22 protein-coding genes and 1 pseudogene are annotated in these 26,372 nt (G+C 72.3%); 18 read left to right on the forward strand and 5 right to left on the reverse strand.

Translation table 11 applies throughout. The features are described from left to right. Positions 1–282 precede the first annotated feature (282 nt). From ACZ4W9_RS32770 to ACZ4W9_RS32780, 3 genes are all read left to right on the forward strand, one after another. Positions 283–672, forward strand: a complete 390-nt coding sequence (locus tag ACZ4W9_RS32770) for a hypothetical protein (protein ID WP_467941902.1) — start codon at positions 283–285, stop codon at positions 670–672. 611 nt (positions 673–1,283) lie between these two features. Then, positions 1,284–1,601 carry a hypothetical protein gene (locus tag ACZ4W9_RS32775; RefSeq protein WP_467941904.1) on the forward strand — a complete coding sequence of 106 codons (318 nt, stop codon included), beginning with the start codon at positions 1,284–1,286 and terminating at the stop codon, positions 1,599–1,601. A gap of 62 nt (positions 1,602–1,663) precedes the next feature. Continuing rightward, positions 1,664–2,287, forward strand: coding sequence for a hypothetical protein (locus ACZ4W9_RS32780; RefSeq protein ID WP_467941906.1), 624 nt, complete (start codon positions 1,664–1,666; stop codon positions 2,285–2,287). Positions 2,288–2,443: 156 nt separating this feature from the next. On the opposite strand, the gene ACZ4W9_RS32785 is transcribed toward ACZ4W9_RS32780, so the two are convergent. From ACZ4W9_RS32785 to ACZ4W9_RS32795, 3 genes are read right to left on the reverse strand one after another with little or no spacing between them, the layout of a single operon-like run. Then, positions 2,444–3,172, reverse strand: a complete 729-nt coding sequence (locus ACZ4W9_RS32785; protein ID WP_467941908.1) for a DJ-1/PfpI family protein — start codon at positions 3,170–3,172, stop codon at positions 2,444–2,446. A gap of 28 nt (positions 3,173–3,200) precedes the next feature. Then, positions 3,201–3,812, reverse strand: a complete 612-nt coding sequence (locus tag ACZ4W9_RS32790) for a DJ-1/PfpI family protein (protein WP_467941910.1) — start codon at positions 3,810–3,812, stop codon at positions 3,201–3,203. A gap of 2 nt (positions 3,813–3,814) precedes the next feature. After that, positions 3,815–4,468, reverse strand: coding sequence for an HD domain-containing protein (locus tag ACZ4W9_RS32795; RefSeq protein ID WP_467941912.1), 654 nt, complete (start codon positions 4,466–4,468; stop codon positions 3,815–3,817). Positions 4,469–4,521: 53 nt separating this feature from the next. Between ACZ4W9_RS32795 and ACZ4W9_RS32800 the strand changes: the two genes are divergently transcribed. The 14 genes and pseudogenes from ACZ4W9_RS32800 to ACZ4W9_RS32865 all read left to right on the forward strand — a co-directional run bounded on the left by ACZ4W9_RS32800 (position 4,522) and on the right by ACZ4W9_RS32865 (position 20,551). Continuing rightward, positions 4,522–5,574, forward strand: a complete 1,053-nt coding sequence (locus ACZ4W9_RS32800) for a GlxA family transcriptional regulator (protein WP_467941914.1) — start codon at positions 4,522–4,524, stop codon at positions 5,572–5,574. A gap of 164 nt (positions 5,575–5,738) precedes the next feature. Further along, positions 5,739–6,750: pseudogene (locus ACZ4W9_RS32805) on the forward strand (IS630 family transposase); the annotation flags it as partial. A 202-nt stretch (positions 6,751–6,952) separates the two neighbouring features. Continuing rightward, positions 6,953–7,204, forward strand: coding sequence for a hypothetical protein (locus tag ACZ4W9_RS32810; protein ID WP_467941916.1), 252 nt, complete (start codon positions 6,953–6,955; stop codon positions 7,202–7,204). Between the two features lie 34 nt (positions 7,205–7,238). Next, complete coding sequence (locus ACZ4W9_RS32815) at positions 7,239–7,580, forward strand: hypothetical protein (RefSeq protein ID WP_467941918.1); 342 nt, start codon at positions 7,239–7,241, stop codon at positions 7,578–7,580. Between the two features lie 114 nt (positions 7,581–7,694). Further along, positions 7,695–8,678 (forward strand): glycosyltransferase family 2 protein, encoded by a 984-nt coding sequence (locus ACZ4W9_RS32820; protein ID WP_467941920.1) that lies wholly within the window; start codon positions 7,695–7,697, stop codon positions 8,676–8,678. Continuing rightward, entirely contained in the window at positions 8,675–10,108 is a 1,434-nt protein-coding gene (locus ACZ4W9_RS32825) for an NAD(P)/FAD-dependent oxidoreductase (protein ID WP_467941922.1), read from the forward strand. The genes ACZ4W9_RS32820 and ACZ4W9_RS32825 overlap by 4 nt, the downstream gene beginning before the upstream one ends. Further along, positions 10,101–11,519, forward strand: coding sequence for an aspartate aminotransferase family protein (locus ACZ4W9_RS32830; protein ID WP_467941924.1), 1,419 nt, complete (start codon positions 10,101–10,103; stop codon positions 11,517–11,519). The genes ACZ4W9_RS32825 and ACZ4W9_RS32830 overlap by 8 nt, the downstream gene beginning before the upstream one ends. Next, on the forward strand, positions 11,516–11,896 hold the full coding sequence (locus ACZ4W9_RS32835; RefSeq protein WP_467941926.1) for a hypothetical protein: 381 nt from the start codon (positions 11,516–11,518) through the stop codon (positions 11,894–11,896). The genes ACZ4W9_RS32830 and ACZ4W9_RS32835 overlap by 4 nt, the downstream gene beginning before the upstream one ends. Next, on the forward strand, positions 11,893–13,368 hold the full coding sequence (locus ACZ4W9_RS32840; protein ID WP_467941928.1) for a GMC family oxidoreductase N-terminal domain-containing protein: 1,476 nt from the start codon (positions 11,893–11,895) through the stop codon (positions 13,366–13,368). The genes ACZ4W9_RS32835 and ACZ4W9_RS32840 overlap by 4 nt, the downstream gene beginning before the upstream one ends. Next, positions 13,365–14,576, forward strand: coding sequence for an MFS transporter (locus ACZ4W9_RS32845; protein ID WP_467941930.1), 1,212 nt, complete (start codon positions 13,365–13,367; stop codon positions 14,574–14,576). The genes ACZ4W9_RS32840 and ACZ4W9_RS32845 overlap by 4 nt, the downstream gene beginning before the upstream one ends. 41 nt (positions 14,577–14,617) lie before the next feature. Next, on the forward strand, positions 14,618–16,378 hold the full coding sequence (locus ACZ4W9_RS32850) for a beta-galactosidase (RefSeq protein WP_467941932.1): 1,761 nt from the start codon (positions 14,618–14,620) through the stop codon (positions 16,376–16,378). After that, a complete protein-coding gene (locus ACZ4W9_RS32855) occupies positions 16,378–18,765 on the forward strand; it encodes a beta-galactosidase (protein WP_467941934.1) in 2,388 nt (795 codons plus the stop codon). The genes ACZ4W9_RS32850 and ACZ4W9_RS32855 overlap by 1 nt, the downstream gene beginning before the upstream one ends. A 114-nt stretch (positions 18,766–18,879) precedes the next feature. Then, complete coding sequence (locus ACZ4W9_RS32860; RefSeq protein ID WP_467941935.1) at positions 18,880–20,013, forward strand: LacI family DNA-binding transcriptional regulator; 1,134 nt, start codon at positions 18,880–18,882, stop codon at positions 20,011–20,013. A 313-nt stretch (positions 20,014–20,326) separates the two neighbouring features. Continuing rightward, positions 20,327–20,551, forward strand: a complete 225-nt coding sequence (locus ACZ4W9_RS32865; RefSeq protein WP_467941961.1) for a hypothetical protein — start codon at positions 20,327–20,329, stop codon at positions 20,549–20,551. Between the two features lie 409 nt (positions 20,552–20,960). Here ACZ4W9_RS32865 and ACZ4W9_RS32870 read toward each other — a convergent pair whose 3' ends face one another. Further along, entirely contained in the window at positions 20,961–21,377 is a 417-nt protein-coding gene (locus ACZ4W9_RS32870; RefSeq protein WP_467941937.1) for an STAS domain-containing protein, read from the reverse strand. Between the two features lie 141 nt (positions 21,378–21,518). Between ACZ4W9_RS32870 and ACZ4W9_RS32875 the strand changes: the two genes are divergently transcribed. Further along, on the forward strand, positions 21,519–21,998 hold the full coding sequence (locus ACZ4W9_RS32875) for an ATP-binding protein (RefSeq protein ID WP_467941939.1): 480 nt from the start codon (positions 21,519–21,521) through the stop codon (positions 21,996–21,998). A gap of 298 nt (positions 21,999–22,296) precedes the next feature. Here ACZ4W9_RS32875 and ACZ4W9_RS32880 read toward each other — a convergent pair whose 3' ends face one another. Further along, positions 22,297–26,088, reverse strand: a complete 3,792-nt coding sequence (locus ACZ4W9_RS32880; protein WP_467941941.1) for an nSTAND1 domain-containing NTPase — start codon at positions 26,086–26,088, stop codon at positions 22,297–22,299. Positions 26,089–26,372 lie beyond the last annotated feature (284 nt).

Below are 26,372 nucleotides of genomic sequence, written 5' to 3' on the forward strand. Positions count from 1 at the left end.
GTCGCACTTTTACACCTGAACGTGTATTTGATGCGCTCTTTCGAAAGTAACCACCGTGGCGAAGCCGGCCGTGAAGCCATGGCCGAGAAGGATCGGCAGGTGGCAGGGAGGGCGGCCTGTCAGGGCGTACCCGGAGGAGAAGCGCCGCGTCGGCTCGCCCGGCGGTGGCCGCCGCGCCCGCTCCAGCCCGGCCCGTCCCCGCGCCGACCGACCCGGTCCGTCTACCTGTCGTGCCTGTCGCGTCCGTGCCCCGCACGGGAGTCCCGGCCCCGCAGGCCCGCCTTGGACCCGCGAACGGCACCGCTCTCGCGCCCCACGGCCACGCTGGACGCGACAGCCGCCGACAAAGCCGCACAGACGCCCGCCCCGGCCCCCACGGTGTTCGTGGCCGCCTCCCAGACCGCCCCGTCCCGGGTCACCGCCCGCATCAAGGAGGAGGCGCCCGTCGCCACCCGGCCCGCGCCTTCGGGCCTCGTGAAGGACTGGGGCTGCCCGGTCTGCCGGCCGACTGCGCTTCCGGGCCGTGCGCCCGAGCTGCTCACCGAGGAACAGGCCCGTGCCCGGATCGTGTATGGGCTGAGCCGCACCGGCTGGACCTGGCGCCGGATCGGGCAGTTCGCGGGCCGGTCGGCGACGACGGTGAACAAGATCAAGGCGAGCGTGGTGTCGTAGGCCGAGTACAGCAGCGTGAGGCCCACTCGGGACGTTCTCCGAGGGGGCCTCACGCTGTCTGTGCTGGATAACAGCGAGAAGAGGAGGCCGTCGCAGCCTCCTCTTCTCGCTGGCGGGGCGTGCGCCAACACGCGTTCCGCCTGATGCCCGTAGTTCTTGGTTGCACCCAGTGGACCAAGGGCTTTGCCGACCTCGCTGTACGTGCTGCGAAGTTCGTGCGGTCAGTGTGCTCCCTAGGTAGGGAGACCGGCAAAGGCTATGTGTACAGGCTTGAACCAATCTGCCGTACGCCGGGTGGGCCGAGGTTTCCGCATGCGAAAGCCTAACGCTGCGCATTCAATTTTGCGCAGGCCACGGGCCTGAAAGCGTGACAGACCTCTTGCTACTAGGGCGTACAGAAGGAGGTACACGGATGAGCCAATGAATCGGCAAATGGGATTTATCGGCCAAAGGGTTGGCGTCAGAGACGTGGGTCGGGTCTCGAGGCTGGGACACTGCTTGTGTCCGTGCGTGACGCAGCGCCAACTGTGTTACGGCCAGCGCGGGTTGCACCCAGAAGGGAGGGTGCGCCGCATTTGCGGCGCACCCCTTGGACCACATGATGAGGGCTGATGCCGAAGTACAGCGGCTCCCGCGCCGTATCCGAGAACGTCCCCACCTCCGCCGGGCTCCAGCGGAGCACCACCCCACCGTCCCCGGCCGGAGAGACCGGTGCTGGCCGGCTGAGCCTGGCCCACGTGCTGCCCCTCACCGTCTTCCCGATGATCGGGGGCGCACTGTACGTGGTGGGCATGCCGACCTCCGACATATTCACCTTCCTCGGCGGCTGCGGCGGGATCGGCGCCGCGGTGACCATCGCCGTTACCGGCGGCCGCCGTGCCCTGGTCGCCCTCGCCCACGGCGTCCTCGCCGCAGCAGGCAACAAGTAGAGGGGGGAACGGGGATGGGACGCCCTGAGACTCCACTGACCGGACCTCGCCACAGAACCGCCTTGGCCAGCCGTCTGAGGGAGATCCGCGCCCTCACGGGTGCCACCTACGCTGAGATGGCGCGTCACACCGACGTCGTCTCCGAAGCCACGTTGAAGCGCGTCGCCTCCGACCGAGGCGCGGTGCCCAGGTGGTGCAGGGTGAGCGATTACTACGTCATCTGCGTCGAGCTCGCGGGCGGCAACCGAAGGGACGTCATCGGGCAGGCAACGGGCCTGTACGAACTGTGGACGATGGCCCGGCGGGAAGAACGGAACACTCTCCGCCTCCGGGAGCCCCGCCCCCGCTTCATCAGGGACCAGGCGGATCTCAGCTACGCGCTTCACGTACTCTACGAGCGGCAGGGAGCGCCGCCACTTCGCCATGTGCAGGAACTCGCCGGTGGCGCAGCGCACCTGCCGCTGGCCACGGTTGCGCGGATTGTCCAACGTGAGGCACTGCCCGCGGACGCCAGGCAATACCTGGCGTTCTTGCGAGGCTGCGAGGTCCCTAAGCGTCATAACCCGGTCTGGCTCGACGCGTGGGAGAAGGTCTCCGTATCGCGCCATGAGCGGATGATCTCCCGCCCCTTGGAGAAGGCAATGAAGGAACTGGTGCTCCAGTTGGAAACGCGTTCTGCGTCCTGATCTGCATTTTGTCGTCCAAGAGCGTGCCGTGGGGCGGGCTACGACGTCAGCGAACGTCTGAGCACCGGCCGACCACAAGCGGGGACGACGCCAAGGCCTGTGCCGCTGCTGCACAGGTGGAGAACCACTTCCGCGCCCGTGGCAGTCGCTCTCCGCTCATCGACTGCTCCGCGCGGTCCACACCGTGCCGCGCGCCTCGTACTCGAGCATCTCCTCCAGACCGATCGCGGCTTCCGCGCCGAGTTCCCGGCGCACCAGCCACAAGGCAAGGTCCAGTCCGGAAGTCACCCCGCCGGCGGTGACCAGGTCGCCGTCGTCGACCACGCGGGCGTTCTTCAGCACGCCGCCCTGCCGCTCCAGGTCGGCCCGCGCCCGGTGATGAGTGGTGCAGGGGCGCCCCGAGGTCAGCCCGGCGGCGGAGAGCAGCATCACGCCTGTGCACAGCGCGCTGACGGTCAGGCCCGGACGGGCCGCGGCGGCCAGGGCCCGGGGCAGGGAGCCTCGCCGGATCTCGGCCCATACGCCGGGATCCTCCCGGCGAGCGTACCCGCCACCGGGGACCACGAGGAGGTCCGCCTCCTCGGGGGCCCATCCGTGGTCCACGCGCAGGCGGGTGCCGTAGGCCGCCTTGACGGTAAGGGGACCGTCGAGCGTGACGTAGCGGACCTCCACTTCCCGCTTCGCGAAGTAGCCGGAGGCGGAGAACACCTCGTACGGGGCGGAGAAGTCCAGTTCCTCCACACCGTCGAACATGACCACGTGGACGCGCAGGGGTCGATCGCGTACGGGGGGTTCGGGAACTGTTGCGTCGGCCCGGGTTGCGGCGGAGGCCGTCAGCGTCGTGGCCCCGAGCGCGGTGGCGCGCAGAAGTGTACGGCGGTTCATCTCGGTCAATGCTCCTCTTCTCGGTCGGTCAGGGGTTAAGGAGGGGTTCGTCTGCCAGGTAGGGAGGCGCCGGGTCGTACTGGAGGGCACGGCGCACGGCTCGGGCGTGCTCGCGTCCGTGCAGGTGGCCGACGAGCCACAGGGCGCTGTCGATGCCTGCGGAGACACCCTGGCTGGTGAGCAAGTGGCCGTCGACGACATAGCGGGCGTCCCGGACGACCGTGACGTCACCGCGTTTTTCGAGAGCCTCCTCGTACTGCCAGTGAGTGGCGACTCGGCGGGCCCGGGCCAGGCCGGCGGCGTGCAGCAGGAAAGTCCCGGTGCAGACGCCGACCACCCACGTGGCGTGCGCGGCGGTATCGGTGAGCCAGCCGGTGATCCGTTCGTTGCGGGTCTCGGCCTCTCTGGCGCCGTGACCGCCCGGTACGAGGACGACGTCCAAAGGCGGGTGGTCACCGAGTGTGTGATCCGGCAGTACCCGCATGCCCTGGGAGCACCGGACGGGCGCGGAGCGCTCGGAGATGAGCAGGACGTCGTCCGCGCCGTCACGCAGGCCGGATGAGGTGGTGAACACTTCCCACGGACCGGTGAAGTCGAGCTCCTGCGCCGATTCGAACAGCAGGATTCCGTATGTGGTCATGTTCAATTGCCCCAGCGCGCGGCGTCGGCCATGGTTTCCATGCGGGTCCTGTGCGGCGGCACAGACCTCTCCCGCAGCAGTTCGGACGCGAGGGTGAAGGGCAGGGCCTTTTCCGGGCGGTTGCGAGCCTGGCCGATGATCTCGTCGGTGAGGGTGGTGGCCATGGACAGCCGCGGGTAGGCGGCGTGGATCGCGGCGCCGGTGGCGTCGTCGACGCAGTCGGTGTCCCAGCCGAAGTCCATGCCGGTCCCCTGGTGAACCAGCGCGCACAGGGTGCCGCGCCGCTCGGCGATGCCCGGTGTCGTGTGCAGGGCGATGGCCTCCCAGACGGCGTCGACGTCGGCGGTGGGCAGGCCCCGCGCGGTGAGGAACTCCGCCGCCGTGTCGGCTCCGTCCACCTCGAACCGCTGGTGACGGTTCCCCGCCTGTGTCAGACCGATGTCATGCAGTACGCAGGCCAGGAACAGCAGTTCCGGGTCGTAGTCACGCCCCGGCTCCGCCCCTTGGTGATCGGCGCGGAGGCGGGCGAACAACGCGCTGCGGATGCTGTGGTTGGCGGTGGCGGTGGACTCGGTCTCGCGCACCAGGGCCAGCGCGCTGCGGGCGACGGGGGAGTCGGGCAGCGGCGGTACGCCAGGGGTCATCACGTCGTTCATGGCATCGATGCTCGTCCGCGTCGACTGCCGACGACAGTGGCAGAATTGCCTTCATGCGCGAGGAAGCTGCCAACCCTGCTCCACCGCATCGAGTTGCGGTACTGGTCATGGACGACGTGCTGCCCTTGGACCTGGGCATCCCGGCCCAGGTCTTCATCGCCGTACCCGGCGACCCCTACCAACTGACCCTGTGCGGACGGGCCGCGCGCCCGGTCCGGACCGCGGCGGGCTTCGCGGTCACGGTGACGGCCGGGCTGGAGGCCGTACGCGAGGCGGACACCGTCATCGTCCCGGGGTACGCGGCGCACCAGCGGGAGCTCCCGGAGGACGTGCTCACCGCACTGGCCGAAACCCACGCCCTGGGCCGGCGGCTGGTGTCCATCTGCACCGGCGCGTTCGCACTGGCGGCAGCTGGGATCCTGGACGGCCGCAAGGCCACCACCCACTGGAGGTACGCCGATGAACTGGCCGCGCGGTACCCGGCCGTTTCGGTGGATCCGCGCGTGCTCTATGTGGACGAGGGACAGGTGCTGACCTCGGCGGGCGTCGCCGCCGGCATCGACCTGTGCCTGCACCTGGTGCGACGTGACCTGGGTGCACAGACGGCGAATCAGGTGGCGCGCATGCTGGTTTCGGCGCCCCACCGCGACGGCGGGCAGGCGCAGTACATCAAACGGCCGCTGGCCCCCGAGAAAGACGGCGTCACCCTCGCGGCCACCCGGGCGTGGGCCCTGGCCCGTCTGCACGAACCGCTGACGGTCCGGCAGCTCGCCGCACACGCGCACCTGGCACCGCGCACCTTCGCCCGGCGGTTCGTCACCGAGACCGGCACCACACCCCTGCGGTGGCTGCTCACCGCTCGCCTTGACCGTGCCCGTGAACTGCTGGAGACCACCGGACTCGCCGTCGACCTCATCGCCGATCGATGCGGTCTGGGCAGCCCCTCCAACCTGCGGCTCCACTTCCGCCGCGTCCTGGGCACGACGCCCGTCGCGTACCGAGCGGCGTTCGCCGCGGCACAACCGAACTCCGGCCAGACGCACACCCCCGACGGCGGCCACCGGTTCGCCGGCCACCGTGCCGGACCAGACGGGGACGGCACCTGAGACTCCGACGGCGTCCGCGACGCGGTTGCCTCCATGGGCGCCGCCGCAGCGAGTCCTGGGCACGACGGCGAGGAGCGACCGGTGCCGTCACCTGCCGGAGGGCGCGATCGCCGACGAGACGGGCGAGGGCGGCGCCGACCGAAGACTCGACGCGAACCGGCTGGCGGGCGATGATGCTGCTGGCCTCGGCCGGCGGCAGCACCGTTCCGGTGATCGAGCGTCTGGTCCAGGCCGACGAGGACACGGTCCGCGACGTGATCCACCGCTTCAACGAGATCGGGCTCGTAAGCCTGAACCCTCAGTGGGCGGGAGGCCGTCCCCGCCTGCTGAGCAGTGACGACGAGGACTTCGTCATCCGGACGGCCACCACCCGGCCCACCATGCGGGGCAAACCCTTCACTCGCTGGTCGATCCGCAAACTGGTCGATCCCCTGCGCGGGAACATGGCTCGGCCCGTTCGAATCGGCCGGGAGGCCCTGCGGTGCTTACCGGCCCGCCGTGGGATCACCTTCCAGCGGACGAAAACCTGGGAGGAATCCCCGTTCCCCGTTCCCCGGACCCGGTCTTCGGCGCCGAGCTGGAGCGGATCGAGTACGCGATCAACGAGCGTCCTGACCGCACGTTCGCCTTCGACGAGTTCGGAGCACTGGGCATCCGCCCCGCCGCCGGCTCGTGCTGGGCCGGACAGAACCGGCCCGACCGACTGCCGGCCACCTACCGCCGCACCTACGGCATCACCTACTTCCACGGCTGCTACTCCGTCGGCGACAAGCTGTGGGGTGCCAACCGGCGCCGCAAGGGCATCGACCATACCTGGGCCGCCCTGCGAACGATTCGCGCCGCCCGCCCGGACGGCGCCCCGATCTACGTGATCCTCGACAACCTCTCCGCCCACCTGAACTGGAAAGATCCGCAGGTGGGCCGCGAAGAGCAAGGTCGAGCTGTGCCTCATACCCACCTACGCGTCCTGGGCCAACCCCATCGAGGCTCACTTCGGTCCGCTGCGGCAGTTCACCCTGGCCAACTCCCACCATCCAAACCACCCGGTCCAGTCCCGGGCACACTGCACGCCTACCTGCGCCGGCGCAACCAGAGCGCCCGCCACCCTGCGTCCTGGCAGCCCAACGACGCGAACGCGCACGCATCCGCAGCGAACGAGGCATCCGCTGGGGCGGCGGACCACTACCGGCCGTGGCCTGGCCACTCAACCCGGCGAACCTTCCCGGTCACACCACTAGCGGGTCTGGTTGCTGGCTGTGATGGTCTTCGCTGTTCCTGTGTGAGGGGTGCGCGGGGTCGGGTGGGCTGTATGACGGTTCACGGGACGGTGGGTGGCCCCAACTGCTCCGCTGTCTCACGTTCGCGGGCAGCAGCCTCCGTGATCCTTCATCCCCGCTGCCTCGAGATGGCGCAGGAGGCCCGCGTCGACAGGGAGGAGGACAAGCAGCGCCGCGCCGTACAGCGGGAGGCGGAGCGCCCAGTGTGCAAGCGGTGCAGAAGGAAGTTCACCGCCGAGCGCTGGGAGGAGATCACCATGCACCGGACGGCCTGGCAGGCCGGCGACCTGTCCGTGTGCGGGCCCTGCCACGCCGACGACATCGCCCGCAAGGAAGCCGCCGCCGAAGATTAGTCGCCGCGGCCTGAGCGCGACGAGCATCCAGGAGATGGCCGAGCCCGCCAAGGCGCCGCTCGGCTCGACGTACCACTACTACCCCCCCGACGGCGAGATCCCGCCCGTGCTGACGGCCGCGGCCGAGATGTTCGAGCGGTGGGAGACCCTGTTGGCCGACTCGCTCCGCGCGCACGGCGCCGACGCCGGGCAGGCCGCGCAGCTCCAGGCCCTCATCCCGCCGCAACCGCGAGGTGATCCTCGCCCGACGGGCGAGGTCCGGGGCCACGCGCCGAGCGCGGCGCGGAGGCTGTGCCCGCTTTGCAACGCTCGTCATAGAGGGATCCGCTCCGGCCGGTCCGAGCCGGAGCCGTGGGTGCGTCCCCGAAGATCTTGACGCCTGTCATGTTACCGGTAACACTCAGACGTCGCCGGAACGCAGCAAGCGTTTTCGGCCTACCGCGTACCACCAGTTCCATCCCCTACGTGTGCCTTGCGCGAAAGGTGTGCTGTGCCGCGGAACATACGAGTCTTCAAGGACGGACGCCCCAAGCTCAGCGTGGTCGTCCCCTGCTACAACGAGGAGGAAGTGCTCGCCCACACCCATGCCCGTCTCATCCGGGTGGCGGACTCGCTGACCGCGTTCGACTGCGAACTGGTCTACGTCGACGACGGCAGCAGCGACGCCACCTGGGACCTGATCAACTCCCTGGCCAGGAACGCGCCTTGCGTGCGAGCGGTCAAGCTGAGCCGCAACTTCGGCCACCAGGCCGCCTGCCTCGCCGGGCTGCGCGAGGCAGGCGGGGACGCGGTCGTCGTGATCGACGCCGATCTCCAGGACCCGCCCGAGCTGATCCCCGAGATGGCGGCGCTGTGGCGTGAAGGGTGGTCCGTCGTCTCCGCGCGGCGCCGCAGCCGCGACGGCGAGACGGTGTTCAAGAAGGCCACCGCCTACGCCTTCTACCGCCTGCTCAACTCCCTGTCCGACCACACGCTCGCGCTGGACACCGGCGACTTCCGGCTCCTTGACCGCGAGGTCGTGGCGCTGCTCACCGCGAGCGGGGACAAGAACCTGTACCTGCGCGGCGCGGTCAGCTGGTTCGGGTTCCCCGAGACCAGCGTCACCTACGACCGCGACGCGCGGTACGCGGGCGCATCGAAGTACACCCTGGGCAAGATGCTCGCCCTCTCTCGGCGCGGACTGCTGGCGGGCTCCGTGGCGCCGCTGCGCCTGTCGGCGTATCTGGGCACCGCCGTCCTCGCCGGCGGGATCGCCGCCGCGGCCGTACGGCGTGAGCCGCGCCTGCTGGCCCGCCCCGGGGCCTTCGGCGCCCACGCGCTGACCCTCGGCATCGTCGGCGAGTACCTGCACGCGGTCTTCCGCCAGGTCCAGGGCCGTCCGGACTACGTCGTCGAACAGCGGCTCGGCGAGGCGGACGCCCTCACCCCCGTACCGTCCTCCGACCCTTGCGAAAAGGAGCGTGTCCTCCTGTGAGCACGCATGCACCCGGGACCGCCCAGACCGGGACCTCCGCCGACACCCCCGCCCCCGTCGACGTCGTCATCGTCGGCGCCGGCTTCACCGGACTGTCCGCCGCGCTCGAACTGGCCTCCCAGGGGCGCAGCGTGCGCATCCTCGAGCGGGAGGACCTCGTCGGCGGGCTCGCCGCGAGCTTCGGCATCGGGGACGGCAAGCGGCTCGAACGCTTCTACCACCACTGGTTCTCCTCCGACACCGAGATGATCCGGCTGTGCGAGCGCCTCGGCATCTCTGATCTGCTGGAGCCCCATGAGACCCGCACGGGCGTGTACTACGCCAACTCCGTGTACCGGCTGTCCGCCCCGCTCGACGTGCTGCGTTTCGCGCCCCTCGCGCTGCGCGACCGGATCCGTCTGGGCCTGCTGGCCCTGCGCGCCCAGAGGGTCAAGCATTGGCGGGAGCTGGAGTCCCGGACGGCCGAGGAGTGGCTCGTCTCGCTCGGCGGGCGCCGGGTGTACGAGGTCGTGTGGCGCCCCCTGCTGGAGGGCAAATTCGGCAAGTACGCCGATCAGGTAGGCGCCACCTGGATGTGGACGAAGCTGCACCTGCGCGGCGGCAGCCGCACCAGGTCCGGCAAGGAGACCCTCTACTACATCAGGGGCGGCAGCGAGGCGCTGCTGGACGCGCTGCGGCGCCGCCTGGAGTCCCTCGGCGTCGACATCCGCACCGGCGTCGAGGCCGAGGCCGTGCACACCGACGGCGCCTCGGTCGGCGGGGTCAGCGCCGGCGGCGAGTTCCACCCGGCCCGGCACGTGCTGATCACCACCGCGCCACAGGTCGCGGCCGGACTGCTCGACCACGAGGACGCCGCCCACCCGGCCGTGCCGGAGCTGCTGCGCCGCTGGTCGTCCGTCGACTACCTCGGCAACGTGTGCCTGGTCCTGGAGAACCGGCGCAAGCTGTCCGACACCTACTGGCTCAACGTCAACGACCCCGACTTCCCCTACGTCGGCGTCATCGAGCACACCAACCTCGACCGGCCCGAACGCTACGACGGCAAGCACGTCGTCTACCTCTCCAAGTACCTGCCGACCGACGCCGAGCTGTACCGGATGACCGACGAGGAGGTCTTCGAGTACAGCCTGCCGCACATCCAGCGGATGTTCCCGGCCTTCGACCGCAGATGGGTGGAACGCTTCCACGTGTGGCGCGCCGAGTACGCCCAGCCGGTGATCACACCGAACTACACGCGCACCATGCCCGCCGTAGAGTCGCGGGTGCGCGGCCTCTACCTCTCCGGCATGGCGCAGGTCTTCCCCGAGGACCGAGGCACCAACTACGCGGTACGCGACGGCCGCCGCGCCGGACGGCTCATCGCCGACCGCATCGCCGCCGCGCCGTCAGCGCCGTCCGCCACGACCGCCGGGAGCGCCCGCGATGTCTGACCTCCTCTCCCTGGACCAGGCGGAGGCACTGACCACCGAGCAGGTCCACGACCTGTACCGCAGGTACGTCAGCCGCAGCCAGGTCTCCCTCATCGGCTCCTTCGGCTTCGGCCGGGACCTCGTCGACCACGCCGAGGGCGCGTGGATCCACCTGCGCGACGGCCGCCGCGTCCTGGACTTCACCGGCGGTGTCGGCGTCCTCAGCCACGGCCACAACCATCCCCGCATCCTCGCCGCCCGGCGCCGCTTCCAGGAGCGGCGCCGCATGGAGGTGCACAAGAACTACCTCTCTCCCTACGTCGCCGCCCTCAGCCACAACCTGGCGCGGCTGCTGCCGGGGGACCTCAGCATCAGCTACTTCCCCAACTCCGGCGCGGAGGCGGTGGAGGGGGCCGTCAAGCTCGCCTACAAGTACCACCGCGGCCGGCGCGGCACCGTCCTGCACACGGACATCGCCTTCCACGGCAAGTTGCTCGGCGCGGGCAGCCTCACCGCGTCCCCCGAGACCCACTTCCCGTACCCGCAGATCCCGGGCACGGACACCTTCGGCTACGACGACCTGGACTCGTTCCTGCTCGCCCTGGAGCGGCACACCGACTCCGCCGGCGACTGCGATGTGTACGCCGCCGTCCTGGAGCCGTTCAGCGCCTCCAGCCTGCGCGAGTGCTCCCCGGGATTCCTGCGCGAGGTGCGCCGGATCTGCACCGAACGCGACATCGTGCTGATCTTCGACGAGGTGTACACGGGCTGGGGCAAGACCGGTGCGCTCTTCCACTTCATGCACCACCCGGGCCTGGTCCCGGATATCGTGACCACCTCCAAGTCCTTCGGCGGCGGCAAGGCGTCCATCTCCGGCTACATCACCCGTGAGCCGGTCTTCCGGGCCGCGTACGACAACCTGGCCGACGCCACCCTGCACAGCACCACCTACTACGGCTTCGGCGAGGAGACCGCGACCGCTCTGGAGGCCGTCGCGATCGCCGTCGAGGAGGACTTCCCCGGCCGCGCCCGTGCGCTCGGGCAGCGCCTCGACGACGGACTCGCACGGATGGCGGCCCGCCACCCGAAGCTGGTGCGCCAGGTCGCGGGCCGCGGCGCCCTGCATGGCGTGTTCCTCACCCCCGGCCCCCAACTCCCCGACGCCGTACGGGAGTGTCTGCCCACGTCGGCGGCGCGGGACCCGCAGGCGGTGTCCAAACTCCTGACAGGCGCCGTGATCGCCGCCCTGTACCGCGACCACAACATCCTCACCTTCTTCGGCTCCAACCGGCTCATCGCGCTCATCGTGTCGCCGCCCCTGGTGGCGCGGGACGACGAGGTCGACCTGTTCGTGAACGCCCTGGACGAGGTGCTCGACCAGGGCCCGGCCCGCCTGCTGTCCGGCCTGGTCAGGGAGAAGGTGACCGCGTGAAGCTCACCGACCGCGCCCTGTACGACTCGAGGCTGCCGGACTGCTGGGCACGGCTGTACGACGCGCTGCGCCCCGCCGACGCGCTGCACCGGGCGGTGCGGCACACCGTGGAGAGCCTGAACCGGATGCCCGCGCCCTACCGCTGGGCCACGGCCGCCGCCCTGCGTCTGTTCCCCACGGCTTTCCGTGCCGTCACCGGCCGCCGGCCGGGCGTCGCCTCCGCCGAGGACGCCCGCGCGGCACTGGCCCGGCTGCGCGCCTGGCCCGCCTACGGCGAACTGCTGCGCGCCACCACCGCCCTGGCCCTGTACGGCGCCCTCGACGGCGGCCGCGTCCCGCGCCGCGCGGCGCCGCGCCCGGCGGAGGTGACGCGATGAGCCGCCGCAAGGCCACCGCCGCCGACGTCTCGTGCGACACGCTGGTCATCGGATCCGGGGCGGGCGGCAGCGTTGCCGCGCTCGAACTGGCCGGCGCGGGACGGTCGGTAACCGTCCTGGAGGAGGGACCGCGGGTGACCACCGCGGAACTGGCCCAGGCGAGCCCCGCCGAGTCGATGCGCCGCTTGTACCGCAACGCGGGCGCGACCGCCGTGTTCGGGACGCCGACCATCGCGTACGGCGAGGCCCGTGCCGTGGGCGGCACCACCGTGGTCAACGGGGGTCTGTTCTGGCAACCGCCGGCCACCGTCCTGGACCGCTGGGCGGCATGGTCCGGGTACGGCGGCTACCGCTCACCCGTCGTCGAGCGGCACTTCGGGGTCATCCAACGGGAACTGGGCATGATCGTGCAGGAGCACGGCGACGGCAACGAGGACTCCAGGTTGCTCGCTCGGGCCGCCGAGTCCCTGGGCTGGCGCTGGCAGCACCCGCAGCGCGTCGTCCGCGACTGCGCGCACCGCAACCAGTGCGCCACGGGCTGCCCCAGCGGGGCCAAGCAGAGCATGGCCGAGTCCTATCTGCCCCGTGCCGAGGCGCTGGGCGCGTACGTCGTCCCCGACACGCGCGCCCTGCGGATCACGCACCGCCGGGGCACGGTGCGCGCCGTGGAGGCGGTGGACCGTGCCGGGCGCCGGGTGCGCTACCGTCCGCGCGACGTGTTCGTGGCGGCGGGCCCCATCGGCACGCCGGTGCTGCTGCGCCGTAGCGGCATCCACGCGCGCACGGCTGGCCGGCGCCTGGCGCTGCATCTGAACCTGCGGACCATCGCCCGTTTCCCGCGGCCCGTGGACGCGGTGCGCGGCACCATGTTCACCGCCCAGGTGCAGGAGCATGCGGCGCTCGGCATCCTCGTCATGCCGTCCAATCTGACGCCCGGCGGCCTGGGCGCCGCGCTCGCCGGGCGCGCCCCGGCCGAGGTCGACCGGTTCCTCGCTGACCGCGCCCACCTGGGCATGTTCACCACGCAGGTGCGCATGCAGGGCAGCGCGACCATCGCCGCCGTCGTCCGCGGCACACCGGTGCTGCGCCACGCCATGACGCCCGCCGACCACCACGCACTGCGCCTGGCGTTCCGACGCACGGCCAGCCTGCTCTTCGCCGCGGGCGCTGTGGAGCTGCTGCCGCCCACCAGCAGCGCACCCCCGCTGCGCAGCCCGGCGGACGTGGACGCCTACTGCAACCGGGTGCGCCCCGGCGACTGGGAGCTGGTGTCGGTGCACGGCATGGGCAGCGCGCCCCTCGCCCTGCCCGAGCGCGGCGGCGTCTGCGACGAGTCGGGCCGTCCGCACGGCTTCACCAACCTGCGCCTGTGCGACGCCAGCGTGCTGCCGGGAGCCCCCGGCATCAGCCCGCAGGGCACGATCATGTCCTTCGCCCGCGAGATCGTGGGCCGTCACCTGGAGGCGGCATGAGCCGGCCGACCACCACCCCCGCTTCCACGTCACCCACGCAAGCCACCGCCGAGACCGCCACGTTCACCCCGGCCGCGGTGGTCGCCTCCTGCGTCGGATTCGTCCTCATCGGCGCGCTGCAGGCGCTGTACGGCCCCGCGATCCCCGCGCTGCGCCGCGAGTTCGGCCTGTCGCCCTCGACGGCGGGGCTCGGCCTGAGCGCCCACTTCGTCGGCGGCGTGGCCGGGGTGCTGCTCTTCGACCGGCTCTACGGCCGGATCGGCAACCGGAAGATCCTGGGCAGCTCCTATCTGCTGATGGCGCTCGGCGCCGTAGGGTTCGCCCTCGCCCCGGACTGGCCGCTCGCCCTGGTCATGGCGCTGCTGGCGGGGCTCGGCTTCGGCGGCATCGACTACGGCCTCAACCAGTTGTTCGCCGTCGGCTTCGGACGCCGCTCGGCGGCCATGCTGAACATCCTCAACGCCCACTTCGGGATCGGCGCCATCCTCGGCCCGGTCCTGATCGGGGCGGCCGGCGCGGAACACTACCCGGCGGTGTTCCTCGCGTTCGCCGCCGCCAACCTGCCGCTGCTGCTGTGCCTGCGCGGCGTCCGCGATCGCCCGGCTGCCCCGGCCGCGGACGGACAACCGCCCGCGGACCAGGGGGCGCTGGGACGCAGCCTCGCGTCGGTGCTCGCCCTGTTCGTCGCCCTGTACGTGCTGCACGTCGGCATCGAGGCCGGTGTTGGCGGCTGGGAGCCGACCCATCTGGAGACCGTGGGCTACGGCGCCGGCGTGGCCGCGACCGCCACGTCCGTGTACTGGCTGATGATGACGGCGGGCCGGTTCCTCGTGGCACCGCTCGCGCTGCGCTTCTCGGCACAGGCGATCATCACCGTCTCCTGCGCGGGCATGACGGTATGCCTGCTGGTGGCCGCCGTGCCGGACCTGGCGCCGTACGCCTACGCGGGTGTCGGCCTGTTCATCGCGCCGATCTTCCCGACCGGGCTGCCCTGGCTGCACCGTGCCGCCCCGCGCGCCCGCGGGGCCGGGGCCCTCGTCATCGCCGCGTCCATGGTCGGCGGGGTCGTGGCCGGTCCGGTGCTGGGCAAGGCCATCGAGTGGTCCGGCGTCCGCGCCGTACCGCTGCTGCTGGGCGGCGTCTCGGCGCTGTGCCTGGCCGCCACGCTCTGGCTGATCCGCGCCACCCGGCCCGGGCGGCCCCGCTGACTGCCGTACCCCCGCTTTTTTTGAACCGGAGGAAGACCCGCATGCCCGCTCTGACGACGACGTCCGACGGCTTCCTGTTGCAAGGCGAGCCGTTCCGGATCGTCTCCGGCGCCCTGCACTACTTCCGCGTCCACCCCGACCAGTGGGCGGACCGGCTGCACAAGGCCCGCCTGATGGGCCTCAACACGGTGGAGACGTACATCCCGTGGAACCTCCACCAGCCCGAGTCCGACGGCCCCGTCGTGTTCGACGGTCTGCTGGACCTGCCGCGTTTCCTGCGCCTGGCCGAGGAGGAGGGGCTGTACGTGCTGCTGCGCCCCGGCCCCTACATCTGCGCGGAGTGGGACGGCGGCGGACTGCCCGGCTGGCTCACCGCCGACCCGGACATCCGGCTGCGCAGCAGCGACCCGCGCTTCACCGGCGCCGTGGACCGGTACCTGGACGGGCTGCTGCCGCCGCTGCTGCCGTACATGGCGGCGTCCGGCGGCCCGGTGATCGCCGTACAGGTGGAGAACGAGTACGGCGTCTACGGCGACGACACCGCCTACGTCAGGCATCTGGAACGGGCCCTGCGCGACCGCGGCGTCCGGGAGCTGCTGTTCACCTGCGACCAGGTCGACCCCGCGCACCTGGCCGCCGGCAGCCTGCCCGACGTGCTGACCACCGGCACCTTCGGCGGCAAGGTGCCCGAGGCGCTGGCCACCCTGCGCGCCCACCGGCCCGACGCGCCGCTGATGTGCGCCGAGTTCTGGATCGGCTGGTTCGACCACTGGGGCGGCCCGCATCACGTGCGGGACACCGCCGAGGCCGCCGCCGCGCTCGACCAGCTGCTGGCCGCCGGGGCCTCGGTGAACCTGTACATGTTCCACGGCGGCACCAACTTCGGCCTCACCAACGGCGCCAACCACGGCCACGCCTACGCCCCGACCGTGACGTCGTACGACTACGACGCCCCGCTGCCCGAGCACGGCGACCCGGGCCCCAAGTACCACGCCTTCCGCGAGGTCATCGCCCGGTACGCCGCCGTGCCCGACGAGCCCGTTCCCGCACCCTCGGCCAAACTCCCGGAAACCACCGTGGAACTGGACCGGCGCACCCCGCTGCTCCCGCACGCCGCGTCCCTCGCCCGGTTCCCGCGGCACAGCGAACATCCCCTCACCATGACCCAGTCGGGCACGGCCCGGGGCTTCACCCTCTACCGCACCACCATGCCGGCCGGCGGCGACGGCCTGCTCCACTTCGCGGGCGGCGTCGGCGACCGCGCCCAGGTGTTCCTCGACGGCGCCCCCGTCGGCGTCCTCGAACGCGAACGCCACGACGAGGCCCTGCCGGTCCGCGTACCGCGCCCCGGCGCCGCCCTCGACGTCCTCGTCGAGAACCTGGGCGGCGTCAACTACGGCCCGCACATCGGCGCGCCCAAGGGCCTGCTCGGCCCGGTCTCCTTCGACGGCGCCGAGCTGCGGAACTGGGACTGCCTCCCACTGCCCCTCGACACGCTGCCCACCCTGCCTCCGGCGACCGACGGGGCCGCCACCGGACCCGCCTTCCACCACGGCACGTTCCACGTGGCCGACCCGGCCGACACGTTCCTCTCCCTGCCCGGCTGGACCAAGGGGCAGGCCTGGATCAACGGCTTTCCCCTGGGCCGCTACTGGCAGCGCGGCCCCCAGCGCACCCTGTACGTTCCCGCGCCCGTCCTGCAACCGGGCCGCAACGACCTCGTCCTGCTCGAACTGCACGGCACCACCCGCACCCAGGCCCGCCTGACCGCCACCCCTGACCTCGGACCGGAGAAGTCCTGATGTCCACCGCACTCCACCATCTGCGCGTCCCCGCGCCCGCGCCGCCGCTCACCGGCCACCTGCCGTTCGCCGACGCCCCCGAGGCCCCGGACCCGATCGAGGTGACCAGCCGCTACCTCACGCGCGGCGGCCGCCCCTGGTTCCCCGTCTCCGGCGAGTTCCACTACAGCCGCCACCCGGCCGGCCGGTGGGAGGAGGAGCTTCTGAAGATGAAGGCCGGTGGGGTGACGGCCGTCGCGAGCTACCTCATCTGGATCCATCACGAGGAGCGCGAGGGGCACATCCGCTTCGACGACAACCGCGACCTGCGCCGCTTCGCCCGGCTCTGCGCCCGCCACGGCCTGGACTTCATCCCCCGCATCGGCCCCTGGTCGCACGCGGAGGTCCGCAACGGCGGGCTGCCGGACTGGCTCCTCGCGCGCGACTGCACACCGCGCACCGACAACCCCGCCTACCTGGAAGCCGTAGGCACCTGGTTCACAGCGATCGCTGAGCAGCTGCGCGGGCTGGACCGCGCGCACGGCGGCCCCATCGTCGCGATCCAGATCGAGAACGAGCTGTACGACCAGCCGGACCATCTGCGCACCCTGAAGAAGATGGCCCAGGAGGCCGGACTGAGCGCCCCGCTGTGGACCTCCACCGCCTGGGGCGGCGTCCATCTGCCCGGCGACGACCTGCTGCCGCTGTACGGCGGCTATCCGGAGACCTTCTGGACCGAGGCGCACGGCGGCTGGCCCGACACCTGTCGCAAGCACTTCTTCTACACCCACCAGCGCGACGACGAGGGCATCGGCGCCGACCTGCGCCCCACCACCGTGCGCGGCGCCGACCCGGAGCTGTACCGGGCCCGGTTCCCCTGGGCCACCTGCGAGCTGGGCGGCGGCATGGCCGTGGCCTACCACCGCCGCCCCCGGGTCGAGGCCGCCGACATCGGCGCCCTCGGCCTGACCAAGATCGGCTGCGGCTCTGTCTGGCAGGGCTACTACATGTTCCACGGCGGCACCAACCCGGCCGGCGAACTGACCACCCTCCAGGAGTCGCACGCCACCGGCTACCCCAACGACCTTCCCCTCCTCACCTACGACTTCCAGGCCCCGCTCGGTGAGTCCGGGCAGGTCCGCCCCTCCTACCACGAGTTGCGCCTGCAGCACCTGCTGCTCGCCGACTTCGGCGAGCGCATCGCCCCCATGGAGTCGGTCCTGCCAAAGGAGCAGCCGACCGGCCAGCACGACCGTGACACGCTGCGCTGGGCGGTGCGCGGCGACGGCGGCTCCGGCTTCCTGTTCGTCACCAATCACCAGCCGCACGAACAGCTCCCCGCCCACCCGGACACCTCCTTCACTGTCGCGTTCGACGACGCACCCGAGCTGACCCTGCCCAGCACCCCGGTCACGGTCCCCTCGGGCGCGTACTTCTGCTGGCCGTTGCACCTGGACGTGGCGGGCGCCCACCTGGAGTGGGCCACCGCGCAACCGGTGTGCACCGTCGACGACGACGGCCGCACGGTCCTCGTCCTGGCAGCGACGGACGGCATCACCCCCGAACTCGCCCTGCGAGCCGACACGGTGAGCGCGGTGCGCACGCCGTCCGGCGAGGTCGGCACCAGGGGTGAGCGCATCCTCGTGACCGGCCTGCGCCCCGGCACGGACGCCCTCGTCGAGGTGGATACGGCCGGCGGAGAGCGGATCGGCGTGCTCCTCCTGGACGCCACGACGGCGCGCACCGCGTACCGCGGACGGGCCTGGGGCGCCGAACGCCTGGTGCTATGCGGCGACGGGGCCGTGGTCTTCGACCACGACGAGGTACGCGTGCACACCACGGGCACCCGGCCCTCCTTCGCCGTACTGCCCGCACCGCGGCGGCAGTTGAGCGTGCCGGGCGCCCGGCTCAGCGAAGCGGCGGACGGCGTGCTCACCCGGTACACCGTCGTGCCCGACGCGGAGCCCGGCCCCCTCGACCCGCCGCGCCTCACCCTCGTACGCCCCGTGGGACAGGCGCCCGCCCCCGCCACCGGCGTCCTGGGCCGCGCGAGCGCCCCCGCCGACGAGGCGTACGACACCGTCGCCGCCGAGTACCGGGTCGATCTGCCGGACGCGCTGCCCGACGGGGCGCTGCTGCGGCTGCGCTGGACCGGTGACACGGCCCGTGCCCACGCCGGCGGCACGCTGGTCGCCGACCAGTTCCAGGCCGGCCGGCCCTGGGACATTGCCCTCCACCGGCTGCCCGCCGGCCCGCCGCGGGTGGGCGACCTCCGGCTGCGGATCCTGCCGCTGGCGCCCGGCGCCCGCGTCCACCTGCCCGAGCGGGCCGTCGCCGACGCCGGGACCGCGTCCGTCACCGACGCACGGTGGGTCCTGCCCCGCACGTGGGCGATCGGCGTGGAGTAGGACCGGTGGGGGAGTGGGGCGGCAGCCTGGCCGAGCGGCCCCACCCCCCACCACCTATCCTGTGATCGCGCACAGACCTCCTGGACACGGCCGAAACCCCGAAGGACGCCCGCCATGACCCGAAGCCCCGCCGACGGCACGCCGTCCACGGCGTCCGAGGCGGCTGCGGCGTCCGGGAAGGGGCGCAGCCGCCGCAGCTTCGCCGGGGCCCGGCCCGTGATGGACGATGTGGCGAAACTGGCAGGGGTGTCCAAGCAGACGGTCTCCCGCGTCCTCAACGACCACCCGGCGGTCCGGCCCGCGACCCGTGAGGCCGTCCTGGCCGCCATGCGCACCCTCGGCTACCGGCCCAGCCGTAGCGCCCGCTCGCTGGCCAGCGGGCGCACCCGGATGCTCGGAGTGATCTCCTTCGACGCGGCCCGCTTCGGCCCCGCCTCCATCCTCACCGCGATCAACTCGGCCGCCCAGCAGGCCGGTTACCTCGTCAGCTCCATCGCCCTGGACACCGCCGACCGGGACACCGTCCTGCGCGCCGTCGACCGGCTCAGCGCGGAGAGCGCCGACGGCGTGATCGCTATCGCCCCGCAGGCACACATCGGCAAGGCGCTGGCGCAGGCCGGCATCGACACCCCGCTGGTCGTCCTGGAGAACGACCTCGGCGACGGCACCCCCTGCGTGGCCGCCGACTCCTGGAACGGGGCCCGCCTCGCCACCGAGCATCTGCTGCGGCTCGGCCACCGCACGGTGCACCACATCGCGGGCCCGCCCGGCTGGACCTCCGCCGACCGGCGTGTGGACAGCTGGCGGCAGACCCTCCAGGCCGCGGGCGTGCCCGTTCCCGACCCGCTCTTCGGCGACTGGAGCGCCGACTCCGGCTACGCCCTCGGCCGGACCATGGCCGCCGACCCGGACGTCACCGCCGTGTTCGCCTCCAACGACCAGATGGCCCTCGGAGTCCTGCGTGCCTTCCACGAGACCGGGCGCCGCATCCCCGACGACGTCAGCGTCATCGGCTACGACGACATCCCCGAGGGCGCGCACATGCTCCCGCCGCTGACCACGGTACGCACCGACTTCTCCGAAATCGGCCATCGGGCCCTACGGCTGCTCCTGGACCGCATCGACGGCACGACCGAGCCGTCCCCCGTCTCCCGCGTGGTCCCCGTCGAACTCATCGTCCGACGCAGCACGCGTCCGGCGCGACCACCTCACCACGGCCGGGCCGCCTCTTCCGGATCGCCTCGCTGACCGGATGAGCGGCACAGGCGACGGTACGGCCACGCCTCGCCCCCACCCGAGCCGGGAGCGGGCGAGGCGTGGCGTCGGCTCGGTGAACGGCCTCAGGGCCTGTGTGATGTTGTGATCAGTCGGTGGTCTCCAGGAGGTCGTCGATCCAGATCATTGCGGCGCGGAGGCGGAGGCCGGCGAGGTAGCTTTCGGGGGACCTGTCGTAGCGGGTGGCGATCCCCCGCCAGGCCTTCAGCTTGTTGATCAGCCGTTCGACGGTGTTTCGCTCCTTCTAGAGACCGGCATCGAGACGCTCCGCTCGATCACCGGCGGCATGCATACCCATTTCACCGGCCCCGGCGTCGCGCTGGAGGTCACGCTCGGCAGACGGCAGGAGCTCCCGATCCACGAGGCCCACGCCGCCGGCCTCACCCGGCTTTTCCGCCACGCCGCCGGCACCATCGGCGTCCGCAGCACGCCCGGGGGAGGCCGGTGCTTCCACTGCGGCGGGACCGGGCACGCCCGACACTTGTGGGAGCCGGCTGCCGGGCAGGCGTGAGCGACACACCAGAAGAACGCCCGCGCAGGCTCACGCCGGTAAGGTGGCGGCTCCGGGCGCAGCGCCGCAAGCGGAGAACGGCGGCCCTTCTCCACCGTGCGCAGTTCCCGGGTGGTCGGCGGGCACCGTGTCGACCGAAGCTGTGGTGTAGAGCGCGACGTCGACGGCTCCGGACCGGCTGATGCCGAAGCGGACCTCGATCGACTGCGGGGAGGGACCCAGCCGTGCCGCACCATCCAGTCGAAGTCGACTCTGCGCGCCCCGAGCCGGGTGAGGGCGTGCTCAGGGCCGAGAGGGTGTCGACGGCGGCCAGGTCGGCACGGTCCTTGCGCCGGCGGATCTGGCCGGCCTGGCCGGGGTGGTGCAGTGTCCCGGCTGGGCGCGCTGTGGCCCTTGAGCAGGCCGTGGCTCAGGCGGCGTGCTCCGCCTCAAGGGCTTCGTCCAGGGTGGGGTGCAGCGGGATGACGTCATCGAGGCAGACGACGTGCAACAGGTCCGTTATGGGCTTTGGGGTGCGAGCCAGGCGCAGCCACCCGCCGCGGGCCCGGGCGGCATTGTTGGCGGCGACGAGGACGCTGATGCCGCTGGAGTCCATGAAGGTGACCTTGTGGAAGTCGATGACGGTGCACCGGGCGCTGTCGTCTTCCGGGTCGAGAGCCTGACGCAGGATGCCGGTCGTGGTGTGGTCGATCTCCCCGGCGAGGGCGACGACGTGCACGCCGTTGGCGGTGGTGCGCCGGGAGGCGGTCAACTGAGCCTGGTTCATGCTGTCCGTCTCCCGCTTGTTGAGGTGGAAGCCCGCCCACGGGCAGGTTCTGCCCTCCACGCAAGCGCAGGGTGCAGCCTAACGTCAACCGTCCCCCGGGCAGGGATGAAGCCCGGGACGCGGGGCAATGGGCAGGTAGCTGTGGGATGCTGCGCGCACACAGCATGAATCATGTGTGACGATCATATGGGGCGGGCGGGCATGGAACAGGCCGCGGGGGACGAGGGACAAAAAGAACAAGACAGTCAGGTGCTGTCGGTGTCGGCCGCCTACGACGGTGATATCTCCTGCATCGGCGAGGCCCGGCACCTGGCCGCTCGCTTCCTCACCGATGTGCAGGCGGTCCATGGCCTGCCCGTGTCGGAGCGGGCGCTGGGCATGGCACAGCTGGTGGTCAGTGAGCTGGTCACCAACGCGGTGAAGTACGCGCCCGGTCCGGTCGTCCTCGACTTGCAGATCACCGGCGGCGCGGTACGGATATCAGTGTGGGACAGTGACCCGGTACTGCCCGACGTCGCTGCCAGCGACCCTCGGCGCGTGGGACGGCACGGCCTCGAAATCACCCTCGCCGTCAGCCAGAGCTACGAGGTACACCGCGAACCGGTCGGCAAACGCGTCGCCGTCCTGATCGCACTGGCCGACGACCCGGACGGAAACATCGCCGGCCGCACTATCCCGTAGCCCCCGCGATAAGGAGAGGCGCGGTGGACGGCGCGGCCGCAGCCGCAGGCCGGGGCTCAGGCCGTTCCGCGTGAGGCCGGGGTCTCCGCACGTGCCGTCGTCATGCGGCGGCGTCGTCAGGCGGGGAACGTCGGCGGGGGAGAGGCCGGGGCCGGGCGCAATGCCAGCGCGCGGGATGACGCCACCGGCAGACCGCCGCCCATCTGATTACCCTCATCGACCAGGACAGCCGCCCCACCCCGGCCGCCTCGGCATCGCGCACCCCGCCAGCGGAGCCGCTTCCGTCAGACGACAGGTCCTAGTGATTCTGGTTCCCCTCGCATACCTCCCGGTACGTCAGTTGCGGCAGGCGTTCTCGCCACTCGGCACGGGTGAGGACGCCACGCGTGTGTTCGCAGACGCGGTCCGCGGCGCGGTCGGTGTCCAGGGTCCACACCCGGGCCGTCAGGTCGTAGCCTGCTGAGGCGAGGGTGTCGCCTCGCGGGCTGAATGCGACGGTGGTGACGGTGTCGAGATGGCCGGTCAGTTCGTCGCCGTAGGGCTCGGCACGGGCCGGGTCCGTCACGTCCCACAGGCGGACCGTCTGGTCGCCGCCGCTGCTCGCCAGCATCCTGCCGTCGGGGGAGAAGGCGACGGCTCTGACCGCGGCGCGGTGCCCGGTGAGCTCCTCGCCGAGCTCCTCGGCCCCGCCGCCCGGTCCCACCCGCCACAGCCGTACCGTGCGGTCGTCGCCGGCCGTGGCCAGCGTCCTGCCGCCCGGGGCGAACACCACGGTCTCGACGGCCTGTTCGTGGCCCGACAGCACTGTGCCCGACCGGGCCCGTGCCGGGTCGGCCACGTCCCACAGACGTACCGTGGCGTCCTCGGACGCCGTGGCCAGCAGGTGCCCGCGGGACGCGAAGGCCACTGAGGTGACGGCGTCCGTGTGGCCGCGCAGGGGCACGCCGAGCGGCCGTGCGCGGCCCGGGCGGCGTATGTCCCACAGCCGCGCCGTGCCGTCCTGCCCGCCGGAGGCCAGCGTGCGGCCGCCCGGGGCGAACGCCACCGTGTGCACGCCGCCGTCGTGGGCCGGCACCGGGTCGCCCAGGGGCGCCGGGCGGTCGGGGGCGGAGACGTCCCACAGGCGTACGGTTCCGTCCGCGGAGCCGCTCGCCACGGTGCGGCCGTCGGGCGCGAACGCCACGGCCAGCACCCGTTCCTCGTGGGCGAGCGGCCGCGGCAGCCGCCGCGGGAGGTCGGGGCGGCGCGCGTCCCACAGCCGGACGAGCCCGTCGTCGGTGCTGGCGGCGGCGAACAGGCGGCCATCGGGACTGTAGGCGACGGCGGTCACCGGGTTGGTGAAGTCACTGAGGACGGTCGGCGGCCGGTGCCACAGCAGGACATCGCCATCCGCCCCGGTAGTGGCGAGGGTCCGGCCGTCGCGGCTGAACGTCACCTCCCACACGGCCTCCGTATGGCCGGTCAGCGGCTCCCCGAGCTGCTGCGGATAGCCGGGGCTGGCCACGTTCCACAGGATCGGCGCGTCGTCCTCACCTGCGCTGGCCAGGGTCTTGCCGTCGGGGCTGAACGCGACGGACATGACGGGCGCGGTATGTGCGGTGAGCGGTTTACCCAGCGGCTCGGGGCGCCCGGGGCCGGACGTGTCCCACAGGCGGACGGTCTCGTCGAAGCCGCCGGTGGCGAGCGTCCGCCCGTCCGGGGAGAAGGCCAGGGTCCAAACCGGGGCGGTGTGGGCGCGCAGGGGTTCGCCGAGCGGGGCGATGCCGTCACCATCGTGAGACCACAGCCGGACGGTGCCGTCGTAGCCGGCCGTGGCCAGCGTGTCCCCGCCGGGCGCGAACCTCACCGCGCGAACGCTGCCGTAGTCCGAGTCATCCGCCTTCACCGCCGGACCGAGCGGTTCCGGACGGCCCGGGTCGGCCAGGTTCCACAGGCGTACGGTCCCGTCGTCGCCCGCCGTGGCCAGGGTCCGCCCGTCGGGAGCGAACGCGGCGGAGACGATGTCCTTCCCGTTGTGGCTCATCAGGGGGCGGCCGAGGGCGCGCGGGCGCTCCCGGTCGGCCACGTTCCACAGGCGGACGGCGCCGCCCTCCCCGGTCGCCACCAGCAGGGCGCGCCCCGCCGGTGCGAAAGCGATGGCCCCGACCCGTGCGGCGCCGAGCCGGAGGGGCTTGCCCAGCGCCCGGCCGCCGGTGTCCCACAACCGGACCAGACCGTCGTGACCGCCGCTGGCCAGGGTACGGCCGTCGGGGGCGTACGCCACCGAGCTGCCGACCCCCTCGTGCCCGGGCAGCCGCGTGGCCAGCACCCGGCCCGCGTCCGAGGCGAGCCGGGTACGCAGGTCGGCGGTCGAGCGCATGCCGTATGCGGCGACGTCGAGCCTGGCGGCCAGTCCGGCGTGGGTCTCCCGCAGCCGGTCGGCCTCCGCGGTGAGCTGCCCGAAGACGGCGTCGTCCCGTTGCTGCTGTGCGGTGGTCCGGGCCTTGAGGGCCACGACGGCGGTACCGGTGGCCAGCAGGGCGAGCGCGGCGAGGACGGCCACGACGGTACGGCGCAGCAGCAGGGCACGGTGCCGGCGGCGCAACGACGCGGTGAGGAACCGGCGTTCCACAGGGGTGAGTTCGTCGCTGCCGGTGTCGGGAGGGAAGGCCTCGCGGGCGGCGGTCAGCCGGGAGCCGGCGTACAGCGCGGCGTTCTCCTGCCCCAGGCCCTGCCAGGTGCGGGCCGCCTCGGAGAGGGCGCGGTGGACGCGCAGCCGGTCGCGTTCGGCGTCGATCCAGGCGCGCAGTCGGGGCCAGGCGGTGATGAGGGCCTCGTGGGCGAGGTCGGCGGTGCCGTCGTCGAAGGTGATGAGGCGGGCCCGGGCCAGGCGCTCCAAAACCACGCGGGTGTTGGCGGCGTTGCCGAAGTCGAGTTCCGCGTGATCGGTGGGACGCCGGGTATCGGCAGTGCCGTCGCCGGGGGCGACGAGACGGAGCAGGATGCGCCGGGCCAGCTCTGCCTGCCGTGCGGTCAGTTCGCCGTACACCTGCTCGGCGGTTCGTACGACCGCGCCGTGCAGTCCCCCGGCCGCCTCGTACGCCGCCTCGGTCAGGACGCGGCCGCTGCGGTGGCGCCAGGTTTCCAGCAAGGCGTGCGACATCAGCGGCAGTCCGCCGGGCGCGCCCTCGACCTCGTCCAGGAGGCGGTCGGTCAGGTCGCGTTCGACGATCAGCCCGGCCGCGGCGGCCGGGCGGACGATGGCCTCCCGCAGTTCAGCGCGGCTCATGGGCCCGGCGAGCAGCGTCGCGTGCTGCAAGGCGGCGGTGAGACCGGGATGTTCGGCGCAACGGCCGAGGAAGTCGGCCCGCACCGCGATGACGACCCGCAGCCGGCTGCCGGCCTCGGTGGCCACCACCAGGCGGTCGATGAAGGCGTCCCGGTCGGCCGGGTCGGCGCCGAGGGTGTACAGCTCCTCGAACTGGTCGACGACCAGCCAGGTGTCGGCGTCGGTGTCGGGCACCGGGTCCAGCCGGTCGGCGTGCGTGTGCAGCGGGTCGGCGCCGGGGGTGAGGATCCGTACGGCCGCAGGAGGGACGTCGCCCTCGACCGGGATGCGCAGCCGGGGGATCAGACCCGCCCTCAACAGTGAGGACTTGCCGCTGCCGGACGGGCCGAAGACGGCGGTGAAACGGTGCTCGCGGATCAGCTCGGTCAGCCGCTCCACCAGCTGGTCGCGGCCGAAGAACAGTTCGGCGTCACACGGCTCGAACCGGGTCAGGCCACGGTAGGGCGGCCGGGTGGTCTCGTCGGCGGCTGCCTGGGCGGCTAGCTCGGCCGACGCCTCGTGCCAGCGCCGCTCCCACTCGGCGAGGTCGCCACCGCACGCCTTGACGTAGGCGAGCGTCACCGCGCGGGTGGGTAGCTGTCTGCCCGCCGCCGCCTGGGACAGGGTGGTCACGCCGTAGCGCGCCCGCCGTGCCATCTCCCGGTACGTGGGCCGGCCCGCCGACTCGCGCAGGGCACGCAGCCCGGCGGCGAACCGCTGTACCGGCCCGGCCCCCGGATCCAGCTCGCGCTCGGCCCGGCCCGGTCCCGACTGCCCCGGCATGTGGCGCCCTCCCCTGCTCCGACCTTGGTTCGACCATCCGACGGACCGCCCGCCCGGGCACGGGCGTTCACTGGATCCTCACGTTACCGCCAGGGCAATGGCGGCCGGTTCGGTTGTTCGGCGCCGGGGGAGGGCCTGCCGAACAATCCCGCGCGGCGGTCGACTGCTGGTGAGCGGTGTTGGGGGGGGGGGGGGGGGGGGGGGGGGGGGGGGGGGGGGGGGGGGGGGGGAAAGGGGGGGGGGGGGGGGGGGGGGAGGGGGGGAGAAACCGGCATACCGCCTAC

The organism is Streptomyces sp. NPDC029296, from assembly GCF_055569255.1.